This is a genomic window from Mobilicoccus caccae, from assembly GCF_030161635.1.
GTDB classification, from domain to species: domain Bacteria; phylum Actinomycetota; class Actinomycetes; order Actinomycetales; family Dermatophilaceae; genus Mobilicoccus; species Mobilicoccus caccae.
The window spans coordinates 1,458,709-1,473,633 of record NZ_BSUO01000001.1; the positions used below are offsets into that span (position 1 = coordinate 1,458,709).

Annotated in this window: 12 protein-coding genes and 2 pseudogenes; 6 read left to right on the forward strand and 8 right to left on the reverse strand. The window is 70.0% G+C overall.

The genetic code is table 11. From position 1 onward, the window contains the following. Positions 1–116: 116 nt before the first annotated feature. The 5 genes and pseudogenes from QQK49_RS07000 to QQK49_RS07020 all read left to right on the forward strand — a co-directional run bounded on the left by QQK49_RS07000 (position 117) and on the right by QQK49_RS07020 (position 6,168). The gene (locus QQK49_RS07000) at positions 117–2,633 is read left to right on the forward strand and encodes a bifunctional [glutamine synthetase] adenylyltransferase/[glutamine synthetase]-adenylyl-L-tyrosine phosphorylase (protein ID WP_348536251.1); all 2,517 of its coding nucleotides are present in this window, start codon (positions 117–119) and stop codon (positions 2,631–2,633) included. A gap of 107 nt (positions 2,634–2,740) precedes the next feature. Next, positions 2,741–3,405 (forward strand): annotated as a pseudogene (locus QQK49_RS07005) (response regulator). 72 nt (positions 3,406–3,477) lie between these two features. Further along, a complete protein-coding gene (locus tag QQK49_RS07010) occupies positions 3,478–3,921 on the forward strand; it encodes a universal stress protein (RefSeq protein ID WP_284303316.1) in 444 nt (147 codons plus the stop codon). 28 nt (positions 3,922–3,949) lie between these two features. Then, positions 3,950–5,746 (forward strand): GAF domain-containing sensor histidine kinase, encoded by a 1,797-nt coding sequence (locus QQK49_RS07015; RefSeq protein WP_284303317.1) that lies wholly within the window; start codon positions 3,950–3,952, stop codon positions 5,744–5,746. Next, positions 5,743–6,168: a helix-turn-helix domain-containing protein gene (locus tag QQK49_RS07020; protein ID WP_284303318.1), complete on the forward strand. Its 426-nt coding sequence runs from the start codon at positions 5,743–5,745 to the stop codon at positions 6,166–6,168. Before QQK49_RS07015 ends, QQK49_RS07020 begins: the two co-directional genes overlap by 4 nt. Positions 6,169–6,534: 366 nt before the next feature. Here the strand turns inward: QQK49_RS07020 and QQK49_RS07025 are convergent, their stop codons facing one another. The 3 genes and pseudogenes from QQK49_RS07025 to glnA all read right to left on the reverse strand — a co-directional run bounded on the left by QQK49_RS07025 (position 6,535) and on the right by glnA (position 10,662). Beyond that, positions 6,535–7,383, reverse strand: coding sequence for a universal stress protein (locus QQK49_RS07025; RefSeq protein ID WP_284303319.1), 849 nt, complete (start codon positions 7,381–7,383; stop codon positions 6,535–6,537). Next, complete coding sequence (locus QQK49_RS07030; protein ID WP_431310516.1) at positions 7,383–8,819, reverse strand: amino acid permease; 1,437 nt, start codon at positions 8,817–8,819, stop codon at positions 7,383–7,385. The genes QQK49_RS07025 and QQK49_RS07030 overlap by 1 nt, the downstream gene beginning before the upstream one ends. Positions 8,820–9,238: 419 nt before the next feature. Then, positions 9,239–10,662: pseudogene (gene glnA, locus QQK49_RS07035) on the reverse strand (type I glutamate--ammonia ligase). Positions 10,663–10,819: 157 nt separating this feature from the next. On the opposite strand from glnA, the gene QQK49_RS07040 reads away from it, so the two are divergent. Next, positions 10,820–11,284 carry an RDD family protein gene (locus QQK49_RS07040; protein WP_284303321.1) on the forward strand — a complete coding sequence of 155 codons (465 nt, stop codon included), beginning with the start codon at positions 10,820–10,822 and terminating at the stop codon, positions 11,282–11,284. A 57-nt stretch (positions 11,285–11,341) separates the two neighbouring features. On the opposite strand, the gene QQK49_RS07045 is transcribed toward QQK49_RS07040, so the two are convergent. From QQK49_RS07045 to QQK49_RS07060, 5 genes are all read right to left on the reverse strand, one after another. Then, positions 11,342–12,112 carry a DUF4191 domain-containing protein gene (locus QQK49_RS07045; RefSeq protein WP_284303322.1) on the reverse strand — a complete coding sequence of 257 codons (771 nt, stop codon included), beginning with the start codon at positions 12,110–12,112 and terminating at the stop codon, positions 11,342–11,344. Positions 12,113–12,128: 16 nt separating this feature from the next. Then, entirely contained in the window at positions 12,129–13,160 is a 1,032-nt protein-coding gene (gene lipA / locus QQK49_RS07050) for a lipoyl synthase (protein ID WP_284303323.1), read from the reverse strand. 81 nt (positions 13,161–13,241) lie between these two features. Beyond that, entirely contained in the window at positions 13,242–13,898 is a 657-nt protein-coding gene (gene lipB, locus QQK49_RS07055) for a lipoyl(octanoyl) transferase LipB (RefSeq protein ID WP_284303324.1), read from the reverse strand. A gap of 2 nt (positions 13,899–13,900) precedes the next feature. Beyond that, positions 13,901–14,254, reverse strand: coding sequence for a DUF1731 domain-containing protein (locus QQK49_RS22680; RefSeq protein ID WP_348536120.1), 354 nt, complete (start codon positions 14,252–14,254; stop codon positions 13,901–13,903). Continuing rightward, positions 14,167–14,790: an NAD-dependent epimerase/dehydratase family protein gene (locus QQK49_RS07060; RefSeq protein ID WP_348536121.1), complete on the reverse strand. Its 624-nt coding sequence runs from the start codon at positions 14,788–14,790 to the stop codon at positions 14,167–14,169. Before QQK49_RS07060 ends, QQK49_RS22680 begins: the two co-directional genes overlap by 88 nt. Positions 14,791–14,925 lie beyond the last annotated feature (135 nt).

Sequence of the window (14,925 nt, forward strand, 5' to 3'; positions counted from 1 at the left end):
TCCCTCGACGCCGAGGCCAGGGTCGCCGACCTGCGCCACCGGGTCTCGGCGGGCGAGCGGGGGAGACGAGCGCCGCGGACGCCCTGCGCATCGGCTACCGCCGTCAACTGCTCGGGATCGCGGCGCTCGACCTGGCGTCGGCCGACCCCCTCGGTATCCTCGACACGACGGCCGAGCACCTCGCCGATCTCGCCGCCGCGGCGCTCGAGGCAGCTCTGGCGATCGCCGTCGAGGAGCACCCGGAGGACGCCGAGCACTGCCGTCTGGCCGTCATCGGGATGGGCAAGTGCGGTGGGCGCGAACTCAACTACATCTCCGACGTCGACGTCATCTTCGTCGCCGAGCCGGCGGAGGGAGCCCAGGAGACCGACGCGGTCGCCGCCGCGACCCGGCTGGCCACGTCCCTGATGAAGACGTGCTCGGCCTCCACCGCCGAGGGTTCGCTGTGGCAGGTGGACGCCGCGCTGCGCCCCGAGGGCAAGCAGGGGCCGCTGGTGCGCACGGTGGCGAGCCACCTCGCCTACTACCGCCGCTGGGCCAAGACCTGGGAGTTCCAGGCCCTGCTCAAGGCGCGGGTCGTTGCCGGCGACCGCGAGGTGGGCCAGACCTACCTCGACGCCGTGTCGCCGATGGTGTGGGACGTCGCCTCCCGCGAGCAGTTCGTCGAGGACGTGCAGGCCATGCGCCTGCGCGTCGAGGCGCATCTGCCCAAGGCCGAGGCCACCCGCGAGATCAAGCTCGGCGTCGGAGGTCTGCGCGACATCGAGTTCAGCGCCCAACTGCTCCAGCTCGTGCACGGACGCACCGACCCCTCCCTGCGGTCGGCCCGCACGCTCGACGCGCTGAACGCGCTCGCCGGGGGCGGGTATGTGGCCAGGGAGGATGCGGTGCGGCTCGCGGATGCCTACCGGCTACTGCGCAGCCTCGAACATCGCATCCAGGTCTACCGGATGCGGCGCACGCACCTCATGCCGACCGCGGCCGAGGACCTGCGTCGCCTCGGCAGGTCGCTCGGGATGCGCACGGATCCGGAGACGGCCGTGACCGCGCGGTGGCGCGAGGAGTCCCGCGAGGTCCGGCGGCTGCACGAATCCCTCTTCTACCGCCCGCTGCTCGCGGCCGTGGCGAGGCTGTCCTCCGACGACGCCCGGCTGACCCCGGACGCCGCCCGCGACCGTCTGGCCGCGCTCGGCTACCGCGATCCCCGCGGCGCGCTGCGCCACCTCGAGGCCCTCACCGCGGGGACCTCCCGCACCGCGGCCATCCAGCGCACCCTGCTGCCCGTCATGCTGGGCTGGTTCGCCGACGAGGCCGACCCCGATGCGGGCCTGCTGGCGTTCCGCCGGGTCAGTGAGTCGCTGGGCCGGACGCCCTGGTACCTCAAGATGTTGCGCGACGAGGGCCGCGCCGCAGACCGCCTCGCACACGTCCTCGCCCGCAGCCGCTACGCGGCCGACCTCCTCGCGCAGGCACCGGAATCGGTCAGGATGCTCGGCTCGCAGACCGGCCTGAGACCGCGGGACCGGGATTCGATCGCGAGCACGATGCGCAAGACCGTGGAACGCCAGGACGACACCGGGTCGGCGTTGCAGGCGGCCCGGATCGTGCGCCGCCAGGAGCTCTTCCGCCTGGCCCTGGCCGACCTCGTCGGCGAACTCGACCTCACAGCCGTGGGGGAGGCCCTGACCGATCTCACCGAAGCCATGCTCGACGTCGCCCTCGAGGTCGCGATCGCCAAGGTCGGCCACGAGCGTCGCGAGCCCGTGCCGGCCGACTTCGCCCTCATCGGCATGGGACGACTGGGCGGTCGGGAGTTCGGATACGGCTCTGACGCAGACCTGCTGGTGGTCCACCGGCCGCACGAGGGGGCCGACCCGCAGGAAGTGACGACCGCGGTCAACGCGGTCGTGCAGGAGCTGCGGCGCTCCACCCGGATCTCCGGGCCCGACCCCGGCCTGGAGATCGACGTCGACCTGCGTCCCGAAGGCAAGAACGGGCCCCTCTCGCGCACCATCGACGGCTACCGCACCTACTACCGCCGGTGGTCGGACTCGTGGGAGCACCAGGCCCTCCTGCGGGCGCGCCCGGTGGCCGGTGACGTCTCTCTCGGCGTCGAGTTCACCGAGGTGGCCGACGAGGTGAGGTACTCCCCGGACGCCGCGTCGCCCGGCGCCGTCAAGGACATCCGCCGGCTCAAGGCACGCATGGAGGCCGAACGCCTGCCACGCGGGGCCGACCCCAAGACCCACCTCAAGCTCGGTCGCGGTGGGTTGTCCGACGTCGAGTGGACCGTCCAGCTCCTGCAACTGCGGCATGCCCACGCGGTGGAGGGGCTGCGCACCACCTCGACGCTTGGGGCGCTGGCGGCGGCGCAGGAGGCCTCGCTCATCGACGCCGGCGACGCCGAGGCACTCCGGGACGCCTGGTCGCTGGCCTCCTCCCTGCGCAACGCGGCCGTCCTGTGGCGCTCCCGCACGACGGACTCCCTCCCGGCCAACCATCGCGACGCCGAGGCGATCCACCGCATCCTCGGTGGAGAACCCGGTAGCGGCGCCGAGTTGGGTGAGAGGTATCGACGTGCGGCGCGTCGGGCGAGGACCGTGACGGAACGGGTGTTCTACGGTCGGGAGTAGGTTTGTCGTGATCCCTGCGCGATGACGGCATCGACCATGACGCCGACGGACCGATACACGAAGCGCCCACCGACCCCGGAGCGACCGGGCCCGATCAAGAGGTGACGATGACGATCACTGTGTACCTGCTGGACGACCACGAGATCGTGCGACGGGGGCTTCGCGAGCTGCTGGAGCTCGAGGACGACCTCCAGGTCGTCGGCGAGTCCGGCTCGGCGGAGGAGGCGATCCGCCGCATCCCGGCGCTGCGTCCCGACGTCGCCGTGCTCGACGCGCGCCTGCCCGACGGCTCGGGCATCGAGGTGTGTCGCGCCGTGCGCTCGGTGGACGAGCGGATCGCCGGGCTCATCCTCACCTCCTTCGACGACGAGCGGGCGCTGACGGCGGCGGTCCTGGCCGGCGCGGCGGGCTACCTTCTCAAGGACATCCGCGGGGCCGACTTCGTCGACGCCGTGCGGCGGGTGGCCTCGGGGGAGCGGCTCCTGGCCGATCGCGACGTGGCGGCGGTGCAGGACAAGCTCATCGCCACCGAGCCCGGAGACCCCCGCCTGCGCAGCCTCACCCCCAGGAGCGGCGGATCCTCCTGCACGTCGCCAAGGGCATGACGAACCGTCAGATCGGTGCCGAGCTCTTCCTCGCCGAGAAGACCGTCAAGAACTACATCACCGCCGTGCTGGCCAAACTCGGCATGGAACGACGCACCCAGGCGGCGGTCTTCGCGGCCACCCACGGCGACGAACTCTCCGAGCGCGCAGGGCGGAACGAGCGCTGAGATCGGACGTTTCCCCCGGCCGCAGGACTTTCGACCCTTGGCCCACCCGGCCGGACGGTCGACGCTGGCGACATGACCAGTGGCCGATGGGAACACGCCGAGCAGCAGGCTGCCACGCCCGTGCTCGACGTCGTGGCGGGCCTCGTTCCGGGGCCCTCGGCCGGACGGGTCGCCCGCGCGGCCGTCCGCGAGGCCGTCGGCCGGGGTGCACGCGTGCGGTTCGTGCAGGTGCTCGAGCCGGGCACCGACGAGAAGGAGCGCGACGCCGGGGGTGAGCTCACCTTCGCGGCGGCGCTGAAGGCCCTGCGGGAGAGTTCGCGGGTTCCGGTCTCCTTCGAGATCGCGGTCGGCGAGGCCGGTCCCGTCCTCGTCCAGCGCAGCCGCGGCGCGGGGCTGCTCGTCGTCGGCAGCGACGATCCTCACGAGATGTCGGCGCTGGCGGTGTACTGCCTCGAGCACGCGTCCTGCGACGTCCTCACGGCGCGTCCGTCGACGCCGAGGCCGGTCACGTCGTAGTTCTCGCTCGTCCCCGTACGATCGGGGAATGAGCCATGCAGATCCGCTGCCCGGTCCGGGACGACCCGCGTTCGCGCGGCCCTCGTCCCTCGATCTGGAGGATCTGCTCGGTGAGATCCGGCACCGGGCGCGGGGCGCGGGGCAATCCCAGGAGCGCCTGGCCTCCCTGCTCGACGCTGTCGTCGCGATCAGCAGCGACCTCGATCTGTCGCTGGTGCTCTCCCATGTGGTCGAGTCGGCCTGCACGTTGCTGGGCGCCCGCTACGGCGCCATCGGTGTCATCGACCCCGCCGGGCGGCATCTCGTGGAGTTCGTCCACCACGGGCTGCCCGAGGGGGTGGTGGAGGATCTCGGATCCCCGCCGCGCGGACTCGGCGTGCTGGGGTTGCTGCTGGAGCGCCCGCATCCAATGCGGATCAAGGACCTCACGCAACACCCGGAGGCTGTGGGATTCCCGCCCGGACACCCGCCGATGACCTCTTTCATCGGGGTGCCGATCCGGGTGCGCGACGTCGTCTTCGGCAACCTCTACCTCACCGAGAAGATCGACGGGACGTTCACCGAGGACGACGAGGCGGTGCTCACCGCGCTGGCGGCGGCGGCCGGCATAGCCGTCGACAACGCCCAGCTCTACCGCCGTTCACGCCGGGCGGAGGAGTGGTCCGAGGCGGTGGGCGACCTCACCCAGACCCTGCTCGAGGGACGCAACGAGAGATCCGCCCTGGCGCGCATGGTCAAGCGTGCGCGTGACCTCGGTGAGGCGCAGTTGTGCACGCTGCTGGTGCACGACCCCGACGGGGGACTCCTGGTGCAGGCCGTGGACGTGGACACCGTCGGCGACGCCGACCACTTGCGTGGGGAGGTGCTGGAGGATCCCCGCTGGCGGTTGATCATGGCCAGCCGGACCCCGGTGCTGCTGCGCATCGACCCTCACGACGTCACCGGTGGTGAGCTGTCCGACCAGTTGCGGCTTCCGCTGGGGTTGGAGCGTGCGGGGACGACGGCCCTGGTCCCCGTGGCGGTCGGCGACGTCGAGATGGGGTTGATCGCGTTGAGTTGGGGTAGCGACGCTCCCTCGGACGTGGGGGAGACCATGGGTCTGCTCACCGGGTTCGCCGATCGGATGGGGCTGGCGATCGAGGCGGCCCGTGCCCAGCGGTCTCGTTCGCACGCGGTGCTGCTGGAGGATCGCGACCGGATCGCCCGGGACATGCACGACCACGTCATCCAGCGTCTGTTCGCCGCCGGTCTGACCCTGCAGGCGGTGGGGCGGCACACCGAGGGCAAGGTGGCTCAGCGCATCGATTCGGTGGTCGACGAGTTGGACCGCGCGGTCAAGGACATCAGGTCGGCGATCTTCGAGCTCCACCACGGGTTTCCCGAGGGCGGGCTGGGGCCGGAGTTGGAGGCGGTTCTCGAGCGGGCCGCCGTCGCGTTCGGGTTCGTGCCCGACGTGTCGTTCGAGGGCAGGCTGGCCGACATCCCGGACGAGTTCGTCGCCGATGTCGTGGCAGTCGTACGTGAGGCGTTGTCCAACGTGGCCAAGCACGCCCAGGCCACCGACGCCAAGGTGCAGGTGGTCTGTGGCGACGACCTCATCGTCACGGTCGTCGACAACGGCGTCGGTCTGCGCCGTGACGCCGATCGCAGTGGCCTGGCCAACCTGGCCGGCCGGGCGACCAAGCACGGCGGCACGTTCCAGGCCGTTCCCGTCGAGCCCTCGGGCACGTTGATCCGGTGGGCGATCCCGCTCAGTGCCGAGCCGGCGGCCGTCGACGACGTCCGCGGCGGCGACGGCTACGCCCGGGGCGGGGCGGCGACATGACGGCCCCGCCCGCGACGACCGACGCGCAGATCGGTCGCACCGTGCAGCAACTGCGCGAGCATCTGGGCATCACGCAGTCGCGGCTGGCGGAGGACATGGTCGCCCACGGCCACGCCTGGCATCAGCAGACCGTGGTCAAGACCGAGAAGGGCCTGCGGCCCCTGCGTCTGACGGAGGCGTGCGACCTGGCCACCGTTCTGCACGTGGAGCTCGACCGGCTCACCGGTGCGGGCCAGATGCGTCCGGAGTTGCTCGCCGTGCGCGGGCACCTGCTGCGATGTGAGGAGGCCGAGCGCACGGCCGAGGTCGCACGCGCGGCTGCCGCAGCCGCACGCTCGTCGCTGCGGGCCGCGGTGAAGGGCACCCCGGAGATCCCCGGCGACCTGAAGTCGAGGGTCGATGCGGTGCTGACTGACCCATGACGCCGTGGGGTCCTCGGAGGCCGTGGTGTGCGCCGAGAGTTCCACTTCGGGGGCGGCCGCGACCTACCTCGGCGCCGGGTTCATCGCCGAGGAACAGGTGGCCGAGCTGCGTCGGGACGCCTGAGGCAGACGCCACGCGAGGCATGTCGACAAGCCGGATGTTCAGCGGCTCAACGGGATCGGCCGGCAGGGAGGATCTGCCGTACAACGCCCCCCGCACGCGAGGTCGATTGCTGACATCCTGACGGCATGCGGGGCGCATGCCTCCTCCTGACGTGCGTGCCGCACTCGGGGTGCAAGGCCCGTTCTCCGGTCCGGTGACATGTGCACCGGACCGGAGAATGCGGCTGGGACGCCCGCGCTCACTCAGGGCATGACGATGACGGGCACCGGGGAGCAACGGACGATCTTGGTGGCGCTGGATCCGAGGAACACCTGCGCGATCTTGATGGACGAGGACGACCCCACGATGAGGATCTCGCCCGGGTCCCAGTCGACCTCGTGCAGGACGTCGTCCCAGCTTCGCCCCACGACGAGCTCACGGGTCACGTCGTCGCGGTCCAGCGCGGCGATCGCGTCGTCCAGGGCCTTGCACGACTGACGGCGCCACTCCTCCAGCACCATCGTGTCGCCGCCGCTGACCTCCGCGGGGTACATCCGTCGAGGCTCGACGCCGAAGGTCACCAACCGCAGGGGAGTGTTGGTGATATCGGAGTACCGGGCCGCCGCCTCCAGCGTCGTGTGCGACGCCTCCTCGTTGCGGAAGGCACACGTGACCCGCGAGACTTTGGCGTCGTCCGCGCGGTGCCCACGTGGGGCCACCGCGACGGGGACGGGACTGGAGTGCAACAGGCGGTTGGCCTTCGAGGACACCGCGATCCGGCCGATGCCGGCCTCGGTGCCCGACCCGAGGACGATCATCCTGGCCGAGGTCTCTTCGGCGGCATCCAGCAGCGCCTGCGGAACGGACTTGGCCGTGCAGGAGATGACGTCACCTTCGACGCCCGCGGCGTCCAGGTAGCTGCGCGCCTCCTCGACCGCCCTTTCCCCCTCCTCCTCCGAGCGCGCCTCGTGGCGCTTGCCCAGACCGCCCCAACCGGACGGAAGGACCGACATGACGTGCAGCCGTTCGCCCGCGGACTTGGCCAGTTGACAGGCGAGTTCGACCGCTCCGGCATCACGATGGAACGGGCTCCAGCCCACGACGTAGGTCATCACAGCTCCTTCGGTTCGATGGGGTCCCCGACGTCGCCCTGCGGGTGCCGGTGTCCCCCGATGGCGGCGTTCTTGCGTCCGTACAGGTAGTAGAAGCCGAGCACGACGGCCAGCCACACGAAGAACGTGATCCAGGTGAACAGGGACAGCCCGTAGAGGATGTAGGCGCAGGCGGCGATCGCGAGGACGGGCGTCACCGGGTAGCCGGGAACGCGGAACGGGCGGTGCAGATCAGGGTGGGTGCGACGCAGCACCATGACGCCGGCGGCGACCACGGTGAAGGCCACCAGCGTGCCGATCGAGACCGTGTCCCACAGGTACCCGGCCGGGACGAGGCCGGCGATGGTGGCGATGACGGCGGAGGCGACCACGGTGTTGAAGTTCGGGGTCATCGTCCGCGGGTTCACGTGCGCGAACCGGCGCGAGATCATCCCGTCGCGGCCCATGGCGAACAGGATGCGGGTCTGGCCGTACAGGGTGACCAGGGTGACCGAGAAGATCGAGATGACAGCGCCGGCCGACAGGACCATCGCCGGGATCTCCGACCCGGTGAGGTTGCGCAGGATGACCGCCAGACCGGCGCTCTTCTGCTCCTCGGTGGAGAACTCCGACAGCGGCTGGGAGCCGACGCCGGCGGCCGCCACGAGCAGGTACACGGTGATGACGACGACCAGGGCCGCGATGAGCGCGCGCGGCAGAGCCTTCTGCGGGTCCTTCACCTCTTCACCGGCGGTGGCCACGGCGTCCAGACCGATGAACGAGAAGAAGATCGTGCCGGCCGCAGTGCTGATACCGGCGGCGCCCGCGGCCCAGAAGTTGTCGAACCGCACGATGTCGAAGGACATGAACGCGATGACCGCGAACATGATGAGGACACCCAGCTTGATGAGCACCATGATCGTGTTCACCGCCGCCGACTCCGTCGCGCCCTTGAGCAGCAGGAGCATGCAGAGGAACACGAGGACGACCGCGGGAAGGTTGATGATGCCTGTCGCCGACCCCTCGAACGGGATCGGCCCGTAGGACAGCGCCTGAGGCAGAGCCCACCCGAACAGACCGTTGGTCAACTCGTTGAAGTAGCCACTCCACCCGACCGCGACCGCCGACGTGGACACGCCGTACTCCAGGAGCACGCAGGCGGCGATGACCATCGCCATCCCCTCGCCCATCGTGTGGTAGGCGTACGAATACGTCGACCCACTGACCGGGATCGCCGCGGCCAACTCCGCGTAGCAGACCACCGACAGACCCGCCGCGATACCGGCGATGAGGAACGACATGAGCACCGCAGGACCGGCGTCCGGCACAGCCTCCTGCAGGACGAAGAAGATGCCGGTGCCGACCGTGGCACCCACACCGAACATCGTCAGCTGAAAGGTACCGATCGACCGCTTGAGATGCCCGGCCTCGTCCGAACCCGACGTGATCTCGGACAAGGGCTTTCGCCGCAGAATCTGATCTCTGAGTCCCATCAGAAGGGCTCACTTCCTCGTGACTGCCGATGAGTGGACGGCAGAAGCATGTCACTCCGAGAGGCCTCTCGCGGGCGTTTGGGCCAGCCAGGTTTCTGCCCGATCGGACCCCCTGCAGACAGCCGCGAGCCGCCACCCCACAGGGGGTGACGGCTCGCGTCGGACAGAAGCGCAGACCTCAGCTGGCATGCCCGATCCGGATCAGATGTCGTACCTGATGACGCCACTGACTGCACCTCGGGCTACAGCAGGATGCTCGCTCCGCTGCGCTCCTACCTCCGCCCTCGCCTTGTCAGATGTCGTACCTGATGACGCCACTGACTGCACCTCGGGCTACGGCAGGATGCTCGCTCCGCTGCGCTCCTACCTCCGCCCTCGCCTTGTCAGATGTCGTAGTACATCTCGAACTCGTACGGATGCGGACGCGCCCGCAGCGGCGCGACCTCGTTCTCCCGCTTCCAGTCGATCCACGTCCGGATCAAGTCCTCGCTGAACACCTCACCCTCCAGGAGGAACTCGTGGTCCTCCTCGAGCGCGTCCAGCACCGCGTCCAACGTGAACGGCACCTGGTCGATGTTCGCGTGCTCCTCCGGGGAAGCTCGTACAAGTCCTTGTCGATCGGCTCCGGCGGCTCGATGCGGTTACGGATCCCGTCCAGACCGGCCATCAGCTGCGCCGCGAACGCCAGGTAGGGGTTGGCCGAGGGGTCCGGGATGCGGAACTCGATGCGCTTCGCCTTGGGCGAGGCACCCGCGACCGGGATGCGGATACACGCCGACCGGTTACGGGCCGAGTACACCAGGTTGACCGGAGCCTCGAAGCCCGGAACCAGGCGGTGGTAGGAGTTGGCCGAGGGGTTGGTGAACGCGAGCAGCGCGGGCGCGTGCTTGAGCAGACCACCGATGTACCAGCGCGCGATGTCCGACAGGCCGCCGTACCCCTGCTCGTCGTAGAACAGCGGCTCGCCGTCCTTCCACAACGACTGGTGGGTGTGCATGCCCGAGCCGTTGTCGCCGAACAGCGGCTTCGGCATGAACGTCGCGCTCTTGCCGTACTCCCACGCGGTGTTCTTGATGACGTACTTGAACTTCATGACGTCGTCGCCGGCGTGCAGCAACGTGCCGAAGCGGTAGTTGATCTCCTGCTGGCCGGCGGTGCCGACCTCGTGGTGGCTGCGCTCGACCTCCAGGCCCACCGTGGCCAGGTTCAGGCACATCTTGTCGCGGATGTCGGCGAAGTGGTCGACCGGCGGCACCGGGAAGTAGCCGCCCTTGAACGCGGTCTTGTACCCGCGGTTGCCGCCCTCCTCCTCACGGCCGGTGTTCCACGCAGCCTCGACCGAGTCGAGCTTGTAGAACGTCGACTGCGCGTTGTTCTCGAACCGGATGTCGTCGAAGACGTAGAACTCCGCCTCGGCGCCGAAGAACGCGGTGTCCGCGATCCCCGTCGACTGCAGGTAGGCCTCGGCGCGAGAGGCGATGTTGCGCGGATCGCGACCGTACGGCTCGTCGGTGAACGGGTCGACGATGGAGAAGTTCATGATGAGCGTCTTCTCCACCCGGAACGGGTCGAGGTAGGCGGTCTTGACGTCGGGAACGAGCTTCATGTCAGACTCGTGGATCGCCTGGAACCCACGGATCGAGGAGCCGTCGAAGGCCTGCCCCTCGGTGAAGAAGTCCAGATCGACGGACTTGGCGGGAACGTTGAAGTGCTGCATGACACCCGGCAGGTCACAGAACCGGATGTCGACGAACTGGACGTCCTCGTCCTCGATGAACTGCAGGACCTCTTCAGGGCTGGTGAACACACCGACCTCCTCGTGCGGGGGACGCCTTGGCGGCGTCGGCTGTCGAGGTCGACTTTAGTCAGTGGCGGTTAACCCATCGTCACCGCCGTGTTTCGACCATGTTTCGCGGCCCGGTCCTCCCAGCCCGCCCGCGAAGGGTCGGGATAGGCTGACACGCATGGTCGACCGTCGTGACATCGGATCCTGGCTGTCCGGACCCCCGGTCGACGTCGACCGCGACCACTACCCCGGACGATCACTGGGGTTGCCGGAGCAGGGCCCCGGATCCATCGCGCCCTTCGGCCGGCGCATCGTCGCCCTCCTGGTCGACGGCACGATCTGCCAGGTCATCGCCATGGGCCTGTTCGGCTACCGGCAGGGCGTCGGCGGACCGGCCGTGTTCACCCCGACACTCGTCTTCCTCGCCCTGCACCTGATCATGGTCGCCACCGGCGGCTACACCATCGGACACCGCCTGCTGGGTCTGCGCGTCGTCCGCGTCGACGGAGGATGGGCGGGCCCGGTGGCCGCGCTCAAGCGCACCGTGCTCTTCGCCCTGCTGATCCCGGTGCTCATCATGGACCGGGATCAGCGTGGGTTGCACGACAAGCTGAGCGGAACCGTGCTGGTCAAGCAGCGCTGACCGGTCGGCCGGTGCTGCGAGACCGACGAGTGCCGTCCCGAACGGGAAGCGATCGGGTCAGCGGAACTGCGCGCCGCGGCCCATGGTGCGGGCGCGGTTGGGGTCCATGCCCTTGGGCACCGGGGGACGCTGACCGCCGAGAGCGCGCAAGCGGCGGTCGACCTCGCTGACCTCGGTCTTGGTCAGGGTCTTGGGCAGCTTGCCCATGCGGCGCGTGACGTCGCGGGGAGGCAGGACCTCCTCGCCGGCGCGGCTGCTCGCGGTGCCCGTGCCGATGCGGTACAGCGTGACCGGCACATTGGGGGTCAGCCGCTGCACCTTGCGCTTCTCGGTGAGCAGGAGCTTCTGAGCACGCGCCTGCGGACCCTCGCCGATGAGGACGACCCCGGGGCGACCGACGGCGCGGAAGACCATCGCCGCATCCTGCAGGTTCTGACCGCGACCGCCCTCGACGGCCACCGGCTCCTCCTTGTAGCTCCACCCACGCCGCAGGCCCTGGAGAACGGCCCCGGCTGCTCCTGGCTGTCCATCCAGGGCGCCGTAGGCGGCGCGTTCCGCCCGACGGGTGAGGAAGACGAACGCCGCGAGCAACCCCAGCGGGAGGAAGACGACACTCCAATAGATGGGGTGGCCGACGGCCAGACCGATGAGCAGACCGACGGCGACGATGACGAGCGCGATGCCCGCCATCTTGAGCGCGATCTGCGGGTCGTCGCGCTTGGCCAGACCGTAGATCTGACGGAGCTTCTCGAACCGCTGCTTCTTCGGCTTCTTGGGCTTCTTCGGCTTGGCGGCGGTGGCGCCCTTGGAGGCGGACGAGCGGGCCATCGTGGGGTGGTACTCCTTAGTGCGAGGTGGTCGGGGCCAGGCGACGCTCGACGAGCGTGGCCGCCTCCTGGCGGGCGTGGTCGTCGGCCGAGGCCGCGAGGTGCTGCAGATGGGCGGGGAGGTCGCGACCGGCGCGGCGCATCGCCTGCGCCCACAGCCGCCCCGCACGGTAGGACGAGCGGACCAGCGGCCCGGCCATCACGCCGAGGAACCCGATGTCCTCGGCGAAGTCGGACCAGGCCACGAACTCCTCGGGCTTGACCCAGCGGTCGATCGGGTGGTGCAGCTTGGAGGGGCGCAGGTACTGCGTGATCGTGAGGATGTCGCAGCCCGCCTCGCGCAGGTCGCGGATGGCCTGCTCGATCTCGTGCTCCTCCTCACCCATGCCAAGGATGAGGTTGGACTTGGTGACCAGGCCGTCGGCCTTGGCCATCGTCAGCACCCGCAGGGACTTCTCGTAGGTGAACGCGGGCCGGATCCGGCGGAAGATCCGCGGGACCGTCTCGAGGTTGTGCGCGAACACCTCGGGGCGGGCGTCGAAGACCTGACCGACCAGCTCGGGCTTGGCACCGAAGTCGGGCGGGAGGATCTCCACGCCCGTGTTGGGGTTGAGCTCGTGGATGGCGCGGATCGTGTCGGCGTACAGCTTGGCCGCACCGTCCGGCAGGTCGTCGCGGGCCACACCGGTGACCGTGGCGTACCGCAGGTTCATCTGCTGGATCGACTCGGCCACCTTGCGGGGCTCGTCGAGGTCGAGGGCGCCCGGGCGGCCCGTGGCGATGTCGCAGAAGTCGCAGCGGCGGGTGCACACGTCACCACCGATGAGGAACGTGGCCTCGCGGTCCTCCCAGCACTCGAAGATGTTGGGACAGCCGGCCTCCTGGCACACGGTGTGCAAGCCCTGGCCCTTGACCCGCTTGGACATCTCAGCGTATTCGGGGCCCATCTTGGCCGTCGTGCGGATCCACGAGGGCTTGCGCTCGATGGGTGTCTCGGCGTTGCGCGCCTCGACGCGGAGCAGCCGACGTCCGTCTGGTGCGACGCTCACGAAGCCTCCAATTCGGGTGGTTGGCCTCCCAGGGTACCCGCGGGAGGTGTCGGGGTCCGGATCGATCCGGGCGGTGCAGTCTCAGGCGGGAACCCGGTCGACGTGGACCGGGTCGAGCACCCGCGCCAGGTGCTTCTCGGCCAGGGGCAGGACCTCGGCGACGGTGACGTCGCGGCCGGTCTCCAGGCTCAGGCTGGTCACCCCGGCGTCGGAGATCCCACACGGCACGATGACCTGGCCCCACGACAGGTCGCAGTCGCAGTTGAGGGCGAAGCCGTGCATCGTCACCTCCTGGCTGACCCGGATGCCGATGGCACCGATCTTGCGGTCGGGACCCGACTCGTCGGCGGCAACCCAGACGCCACTGCGTCCCTCGACCCGCCCCGCCTCGACGCCGAGGTCGGCGCAGACGCCGATCATGACGTCCTCCAACCGGCGCACGTGGGCGACGACGTCGACCGGGCCGGGCAGGCGCACGATCGGGTAGCCGACGAGCTGGCCGGGGCCGTGCCAGGTGATCTTGCCGCCGCGGTCGACCTCGACCACGGGTGTGCCGTCGAACGGCCGCTCGTGCGGCTCGGTGCGCTTGCCCGCGGTGTACGTGGCCTCGTGCTCGAGCAGCAGGACGGTGTCGGGCAGCTCGCCGGCCACCACAGCGGCGTGGACCTCCCGCTGGTGGTCCCACGCCTGCACGTAGTCCACGAGGTCGGGGGCGAAGCCGAGGTGTTCGAATCGCATGGTCACTCCTGCGTGAGCCACCGCGCGGCGGACTCGCCGTCGGGGTGGGTGAAGGTGAAGCCCGACTCCAGCAGGACGCCCGGGTGGACGCGCTGGCTGCCGAGGATGTCGTCGGCGAATCCGCCGAGGAGGGCCCGGATCGCGAAGGCGGGCGCGGGCACCTTGGCGGGCCTGCCCAGCCGGTCGCCCAGCAGCGCCATGAACTGGCCCTGACGGACGGGCTCGGGCATCGCCAGGTTGACCGGTCCGGTGATCTCGGGGTGGTCGATCAGCCACAACAGGGCCGCGACCTCGTCCTCCAGGGTGATGAGCGGCCAGAACTGGTGGCCGTCGCCGAGCGGTCCGCCGAGACCCATCTTGGCCAGGGGAGGATGCGCTCCATCGCCCCGCCCTCGCGGGAGAGCACGATGCCGGAGCGGGCGAAGGCCACCGGGATGCCGCTGTCGGCCAGGGCGCGCATCTCGCCCTCCCAGGCGCGGACGACGTCGGCCAGGAACCCGGGACCGGTGGCACTGGCCTCGGTGAGGGTCTCCTCGCCGCGGTCGCTGCCGTAGATGCCGACCGCCGATGCGCTGACGACCCGGATCGGACGTTCCAGCTGCGCCACGGCGCCGGCGATCGTGCGGGTGCCGTCGATCCTCGAGCGGCGGATGACCTTCTTGTACTCCGGGGTCCACCGTCTGTCGGCCACGCCCGCGCCGGCGAGGTGGACGACCGCATCCGCGTCCGCGAGCACCTCGGGATCGAGGGACTCACCCGGATGCCACTGCCGCTCACCGGAGGTCCGCGGCTCACGACGCACGAGGTGGATCACCTCGTCGCCCCGCCGGGTGAGGGCCGAGGAGGTGGCCGATCCGATCAGCCCGGATGCGCCGGTGACGGCAACTCGCATGTCAGGTCTCCCTTGCGTGGCGGACAGGCCCTGCCCGACCGGAGAACCATGTCACGACGGGAGACATTCCCGCCGCGGAACCCCGGCAGAAAACGAGGGCACACACACGACGGGGCGGCGGGTGACCCGCCGCCC